General features: G+C 65.3%; 3 protein-coding genes and 4 pseudogenes. 2 read left to right on the top strand and 5 right to left on the bottom strand.

Annotated elements, in window-relative coordinates:
* Positions 1 to 107: 107 nt before the first annotated feature.
* Both JCM19049_RS18970 and JCM19049_RS06215 read right to left on the bottom strand, forming a co-directional pair.
* A complete protein-coding gene (locus JCM19049_RS18970; protein ID WP_279402585.1) occupies positions 108 to 293 on the bottom strand; it encodes a hypothetical protein in 186 nt (61 codons plus the stop codon).
* Entirely contained in the window at positions 233 to 889 is a 657-nt protein-coding gene (locus tag JCM19049_RS06215) for an alpha/beta fold hydrolase (protein ID WP_279402584.1), read from the bottom strand. Before JCM19049_RS06215 ends, JCM19049_RS18970 begins: the two co-directional genes overlap by 61 nt.
* A gap of 682 nt (positions 890 to 1,571) precedes the next feature.
* Between JCM19049_RS06215 and mgrA the strand changes: the two are divergent.
* Both mgrA and JCM19049_RS06205 read left to right on the top strand, forming a co-directional pair.
* Positions 1,572 to 2,630: pseudogene (mgrA, locus tag JCM19049_RS06210) on the top strand (L-glyceraldehyde 3-phosphate reductase).
* Positions 2,631 to 2,871: 241 nt separating this feature from the next.
* Positions 2,872 to 4,252, top strand: a pseudogene (locus JCM19049_RS06205) (NAD-dependent succinate-semialdehyde dehydrogenase).
* 332 nt (positions 4,253 to 4,584) lie between these two features.
* On the opposite strand, the gene JCM19049_RS06200 reads toward JCM19049_RS06205, so the two are convergent.
* The 3 genes and pseudogenes from JCM19049_RS06200 to JCM19049_RS06190 all read right to left on the bottom strand — a co-directional run.
* On the bottom strand, positions 4,585 to 5,262 hold the full coding sequence (locus JCM19049_RS06200) for an SH3 domain-containing protein (protein WP_279402583.1): 678 nt from the start codon (positions 5,260 to 5,262) through the stop codon (positions 4,585 to 4,587).
* A gap of 140 nt (positions 5,263 to 5,402) precedes the next feature.
* Positions 5,403 to 5,902: pseudogene (locus JCM19049_RS06195) on the bottom strand (ferritin).
* 185 nt (positions 5,903 to 6,087) lie between these two features.
* Positions 6,088 to 7,198: pseudogene (locus tag JCM19049_RS06190) on the bottom strand (helix-hairpin-helix domain-containing protein); the annotation flags it as partial.

Raw genomic sequence — 7,198 nt, 5'->3', positions numbered from 1 at the left:
TCGCCCAGGCGCCGGCTGATTTGGGTGTGCGCCGGACCGAAGGCAAGGCCCCGGCCGATCGCGGCAAGGTCAAAGGGGGCGCTGGCGCGGTTCACCATCATCGGCTCCTACCGGTCGTGGCGGTCCAGAAACTGTGCAATCTGGGTGGCTCCCGGTTCGATCGGGAACAGGGTGCTGCCGTGGGTGCGGTCCACCAGCGGCACCAGCCGGGCGTGGGGCATGGTGCGGGCCATCACCTTGTTGTGTTCAAAGCGCGGCTGGTCGCGGGTTCCGGCCAGCAGCAGGGTCGGCACCCGCAGGGCGCGCAGCTGCTCCAGTTCCAGGCGCTGCAGGGTTTCGGCGGCCTCGAAGTAGGCGGCCAGGGCCAGCGGGTCGTTGGCCAGGAACGCCATCCGGGTCGCCGGGTCCAGGCGTCCCTGCCCGCTGACGAAGCCCTCGATGTCCCCGGCGCGCAGGACCTGGAGGTAGCCTCAAAGAACAGCCCGTCGATCTCGCCGCTTTCAATCGCGTAGGTTCCGCCCAGCATGCTCAGGCTAAGCACCCGTTCGGGCTGCTGCAGTGCGATCGACAGGGCGGTGCGGCTGCCAAAGGAGTACCCCACTAGGTGGGCGCGCTCAATATCCAGGGAATCCAGCACGGCCAGCACGTCCCCGGTGATCAGCTCCATGGTGTAGGACTCGGTCCGGTGCGGCTTGCCGGACTTGCCGTGCCCGCGCAGGTCGATGCGGATGTTGCGGCGTCCGGCCCCCACCGTCTTCGTGTAGCCCAGGCCGCGCCAAATGGAGCGGGAGAGTGCTGAACCGTGCAGGTAGACGACGGCCTCGCCCGCGGCGCGGTCATCGTCGAAGAAGATCTCGGTTCCGTCGGCTGGGTTCGTGATGCTGGGCATGTCTTCGATTAAAACCCAGTGCGGGTGGCACCGCCCAATCCGGGGCGGCGCGGCTTCCGCCTTCCACCGGCGGGCAGGGGCCGATCCCTCGACAACCCGGGCGAAAAGTAGAACACTGAAAGTACCTCAGGATTGCCCGTTAGGGCACCAGCGGAAGGAGGGGCCATGACACAGCAGCCTCAGGAACGAAGCGACGAGGACGTCCGGCACGACCATGATGAGGAACTGGTCGAGGAGTGGGAGGACGAATCCTTTCCCGCCTCGGACCCGCCCTCGAACTACTAGCGCCTGGTTGAGCGCCGGGCATCGTCCCGCCATGGCACCGGGACCAGGGTTGTCCCCGGTCCGGTGCCAACCGGCGCGCACAAAGCATTGCCGTGGCCGGCCCCGCACCGCTCGCGTCACGCTTTCTCTATGTGACCGCTCATTCGACGCACAGCTAATAACAAGAATCGCTTCCTATAGTGGTTACTACCTTCTCAAGGTGCGAGTGATCTAGAAGAACCGATCCGAAGCGGCGTTACCTCCTTGGCCGCCCGGGTCGGTTCTTCATGTTAAGCACCGTGAACCATGGGGTACCGGTGGGTGCGTCGTGGCCCCGATGAATCGGATCCGGCCCTTTTCCTGCCCTAGTCTTGAACTTGTGCAATGGCATCTGCCGCCAAGAAGAGAAAGGTGCACCGTGGAGTACGAGCGCTTCCAACCAGTTGTTGATTCACACCGCCCATGGGTCGCGTCAGAAGACCGCTACGAGCATTTCGCTATCGCCGCGTCGGCGCCTCGGGGCTGCTGCTGCCGCCGATCTCGCTGGGTCTGTGGTGGAACTTCGGCGACAACCGAACCTTCGACTCCCAGCGTGAAATCCTGCGCCATGCCTTCGACTCGGGCATCAACCACTTCGACCTGGCCAACAACTACGGCCCGCCGGCCGGTTCGGCGGAGGAGAACTTCGGCCGGATGCTGCGCGGGGACTTCCGCCCCTACCGCGATGAACTGATCATCTCCTCCAAGGCCGGCTGGGACATGTGGCAGGGCCCGTTTGGCACGTTTGGTTCGCGCAAGTACCTGCTGGCCTCCGCCGATGCGTCCCTGGAGCGCCTGGGCGTGGACTACGTGGACGTCTTCTACTCGCACCGTTTTGATCCCAAGACGCCGCTGGAGGAGACCATCGGCGCGCTGGATACCCTGGTGCGCCAGGGCAAGGCCCTCTACGTGGCATCTCCTCCTACTCGGCCGAACGCACCGCCGAGGCCGCCGCGATCGCCAAGGACCTGGGCACCCCGCTGGTCATTCACCAGCCCTCCTACAACATGCTCAACCCCTGGGTGGAGCACGGCCTGCTGCAAACCCTGGAGCAGGAGCGGATGGGCTCGATCGCGTTCACCCCGTTGGCGCAGGGGCTGCTGACCAACAAGTACCTGGCACCACCGACGTCGAACGCTCCGGCGGGTGCCGCTCACTGCAGGACCAGCTGACCGAGGAGAACCTGAAGAAGATCCGCAGCCTGAACGAGCTGGCAGAACAGCGTGGCCAGTCGCTGGCGCAGATGGCGATCGCCTGGCTGCTGCGCGACGGCGCGGCCACCTCGGTGCTCATCGGCGCCTCCTCCACGCAGCAGCTGGATGAGAACCTGGCGGCGCTGCAGAACACCGAGTTCACCACCCAGGAGCTGGAGCAGATTTCCACCATCACCCAGGGCGATGCCGGCATCGACTGGTGGAAGAGTTCGGCCATCGGCTAAATCCACACCCCACGACAGGGCCGGGAGCACCGCTTCCGGCCCTGCTTCGCGCTTTGGCGCTACGGTTTCCGAACCGAAAATCTGCTGTACGTACTGAATTCGTAGTAGCTATATTCTCGTACGGACGATATGCTCAGAGGAGAGCTTCGTGACCGGGTTCACAGCCCTCCCGATCGGAGGTTCGGGCACGGACACGAGCGCCAGCTGACAGTCCATTGCATGCACTATGACAGGAGCGAGAATGAGCGCCCAAACCTATAAGGTCCTGAATCCTGCCACCGGCGAAACGGTCGAGGAATTCCCGGTGGCCACCGATGAGCAGGTGCAGGAGACCCTGAGTGCAGCCTCCTCAGCCTACGAGTCGTGGGGCAAGACCGACATCAACGAGCGCGCCAAGATCGTGCACCGCATCGCCGAGCTGTTCGGCGAGCGTGCCGAGGAGCTGGGCAAGATCATGACCACCGAGATGGGCAAGCCGCTGTCCGAGGCCGTCGGTGAGGCAGAGTTCTGCAAGGACATTTTCCAGTACTTCGCCACCGAGGGCCCGAGCCTGGCCGCCGACCAGGAAATCAAGTCGCTCTCCGGCGGCCGCGCCGTCGTGCAGAAGCGTCCGATCGGCCCGCTGCTGGGCATCATGCCGTGGAACTTCCCGCTGTACCAGGTGGCCCGCTTCGCGGCGCCAAACCTGATGCTGGGCAACACCATCATCCTCAAGCACGCCGAGTCCTGCCCGCGCTCCGCGCTGGCCATCCAGGAAATCTTTGACGAGGCCGGAGTGCCGGCCGGGGTCTACAACAACCTGTTCGCCACCCACGACCAGATCTCCACCATCATCGAGGACCCGCGTATCCAGGGTGTCTCGCTGACCGGCTCCGAGCGCGCCGGCGCCATCATCGGCGAACAGGCCGGACGCAACCTGAAGAAGGCCGTCCTGGAGCTGGGCGGTTCGGATCCGTTCGTCGTCCTGGACTCGCAGAACATCTCCGACATCGCCGAAACCGCGTGGGGCTTCCGCATCGACAACACCGGCCAGGCCTGCAACTCGAACAAGCGAATGATCGTCATGGAGGACATCTACGACGAGTTCGTCTCCGAGCTGACCAAGCGTGCCGAAGGCTTCAGCCCGGCGACCCGATGAAGGAAGAGGAGGGGACCTTCGCCCCGATGTCTTCCCGCAAGGCGGCCGAGGACCTGCACGAGCAGGTCCAGGACGCCGTCTCCAAGGGTGCCACCCTGCACGCGGGCGGTGTGCTGCACGACGGCCCGGCAGCCTACTACTCCCCCGCCGTGCTCACCGGTGTCACCAAGGACATGCGCGCCTACTACGAGGAGCTCTTCGGCCGGTTGCCGTGGTCTACAAGGTCTCCAGCGATGAAGAGGCGCTGGAAATGGCCAATGACACCGTCTACGGCCTGGGTGGCTCGGTGCACTCCGAGGACCGGGCACGCGCGGAGAAGGTTGCCATGGGCCTGCAGGCCGGTATGGCCAGCGTGAACGCCGCCAGCGCCGAGGGCGCCGAGATGCCGTTCGGCGGCGTGAAGCGTTCGGGCTTCGGCCGCGAGCTTGGCCCGCTGGGAATGGACGAGTTCGTCAACAAGCGTCTGTACTACATCGGCGAGTAAGCCCTACTCTCCATCTGGCCTGGGATCCGAGCGCGGTTCCCAGGCCCAGACCTGTTTAACCCGTCCTGTGGGTCCTCCTCGCTTGCCTCAACACGGGTCGCAGGCAGATGCTCTGAGGCTGCAAAGAGGGAAAACCAGCTTCCGTCGGCGGCGCGATGAAACTACCGCAGCACCGAAGCTTTGCGGTGGGCACCGTCCAGGACGCGAAAGCAGCCGCCGTCAGCGCTCGGAAAGGCGCAAAGTTTGCAACCGGGTTCAGTTGGCCGTGGTCGCCACAGAGGCGGCGCCCATCCGCGTCAGGGATCTGGCCGAGGAAAATCGCTGAACAGCAACTAGTAAACGGTTCTGAGCTGGCTGGCGGGAACCCACATCTGCTCCCCGTCCCGCTCAATCTTTCGCCATGCACCCTGGCGAGCGGTGACGACCACTGCGGTGTCGGCCTGCAGGATGCGCACCAGCGGGTAGTGGTCTCCCGGTCCTCGGCGGCCGTTGAGGCTGATCGTTGTCAAGGCCCTCTGCTGGGGCACCGAAATCAGTCCATCACGCGGCGGCCGTTGCGGCAGGGTTTGCAGGTACATGCTCGGCACCCAGCCTTGGGAATCTCCCCATTGAATCTGCGCCCACAGTCCCTGCTGCAGCATCACCTTGATCTTGGCGCCCTGATCCACGACCTTGATGACGGGATAGCCGGTGCCGCTTCCCTTACGCAGGTTCAGGGTGGCAGTGGTTTGGTGCGTGGCCTCAATCAGGGCGTAGCGCGAGGGGACGGCCGCAGCCTTGGGCTCGGCTGGGGATTGCGACGGTGTACTGACCTGCACGTCGGGGATCTGCTCCAGGTAGGCCGCCGGCAGCCAGCCGTAGAGCCCACGCACATAGACATGCGCCCATGAGCCGCGGATCTCCACGAGGGCCAGCTCCTGGTGTTCCATCAACTGCGTCTGCACCAGGTAGTGCCGCCCGGCTCCCTTGCGCAGCTTCAGCGACGCGGTCGTGCGGTGCGTGAGCGCCACGGCCTGCGGACTGGCCTGCGCACGTGACGGTCTCACCCGATCCACAAACACCTCTGAAACTTAAAAACCTAGGGAAGCAACAATCATTGCTTCCCTAAGTTTATTTCATTAATCAATCGCCCGCGGCGAGTGAGGACTTTTTACTCCGCGGAATCGCGGGAGGCCAGTTCCGCCTCGATGCGCAGCAGGCCGCTGCCGTCATCGCCCACCAGGCGCACGCGGTCCAGGATTTCCCCGACGGTCGCCTCTTCCTCGACCTGCTCGTCGATGAACCAGTGCAGCAGCGGCAGGCAGTCCAGGTCCGCTTCATTCTGGGCCACGCGGTACAGTTCGCGGATGGCGGCCGAGACCTTCTGCTCGTGGGCCAGGGAAGCCGCGAAGGCGTCCTCGACGCTGCGCACGTTCAGGCTCGGGGCGGGCTGCTCACCGATCTTCGGGTGGGCGCCGCGGTCGGCCATGTGCATGATGAACTTCTCGGCGTGCACGATCTCTTCCTGCGACTGGGCGCGGAACCAGTTGCGATGCCGGGGAAGCTGAGCACTTCCATTTCGGCGGCCAGCTGGCGATAGACCGTGGCAGCGGTCAGTTCAAGGGTGATCTGCTGGTTGAAGGCTTCTGCCAGTTTTCCTGTAAGTTCCATGTTTTTACAATAGGCGCATTCGGCGCGCTTGTCACCGAAGTTTAGGCACACTAAGCAGCTGCCGAATTAGCTCACACCAGCGGTCTGACTTGCATTTAGTTGAGGCGTAGCAAAGTTTGGTTTGGCACCCCTACCCCCCGGGTCCAGGTGGCCGGAGGGTAGGGGGAGCCAGGGCCGTGAGGGGGTTATCCCAATCCGGCCTTGCGCAGCGCCTCGGCCATCGCGGTATTGGCCGGAGCCGATTCCTTGCGCGGCCCCGACGCCCGGCGGGCGCCGCTTTGGCCCTGGTTGCGCTGGCCGTTTCGCTGCGGATTGCGCTGCCGGGAACCGGCTGGCTGGTCCGGGGTGCTCTGCCCGGGCAGCGAGTCATCCAGCCGCAGGGTCAAGGAGATGCGCTTGCGGGCGGCGTCGACGTCCAGGACCTTGACCTTCACGATCTGCTGAGGTGACGACCTCGCGGGGGTCGGGAGATGAACTTGTTGCTCAGCGCCGAGACGTGGATCAGCCGTCCTGGTGGACCCCGATGTCCACGAACGCGCCGAACGCGGCAACGTTGGAGATCGTGCCCTCCAGGATCATGCCCGGCTTCACGTCGTTGAGGGTTTCCACGCCCTCCTTCAGCGCCGCGGTGACGAACTCCCCGCGCGGGTCGCGTCCGGGACGCTGCAGTTCGGTGATGACGTCGCGGATGGTGGGTTCACCGAACTGTTCGGTGACGAACTCGGCGGGATCCAGTTCGGCCAGCCGGCGGCCTCGCTCCTGGGCACTGTGCTGCAGAGTGCGGGCCAGCGCGTAGGCCTCGGGGTGCACCGCGGAGGCGTCCAGCGGATCGGTGCCGGACGTGATGCGCAGGAACCCGGCGCACTGTTCGAAGGCCTTGGCGCCCAGGCGCGGCACCTTGAGCAGGTCCTTGCGGGTGGCGAAGGGGCCGTTGGCGTTGCGGTGCTCGACAATGTTGCGGCTGAGCAGCGGCCCGACCCCGGCGACGCGGGAGAGCAGTGCCGGGGAGGCGGTGTTCACATCCACGCCCACAGCGTTCACGCAGTCCTCGACCACCGCGTCCAGGGCACGGTCCAGCTTCGCGGCGCTGACGTCGTGCTGGTACTGGCCCACGCCGATGGACTTGGGGTCGATCTTGACCAGTTCGGCCAGCGGGTCCTGCAGGCGCCGGGCGATCGAGACCGCCCCGCCGCAGCGACACGTCCATGCCCGGCAGCTCCTGGCTGGCCAGTTCGGAGGCCGAGTACACCGACGCGCGGCCTCGGAGACGATCACCTTGGCCGGCTTGGCGCCGGT

Source organism: Arthrobacter sp. JCM 19049 (assembly GCF_001310435.1).
Note: the sequence above shows the minus strand (reverse complement) of the source record. Positions and strands in the feature narration are given on the sequence as shown.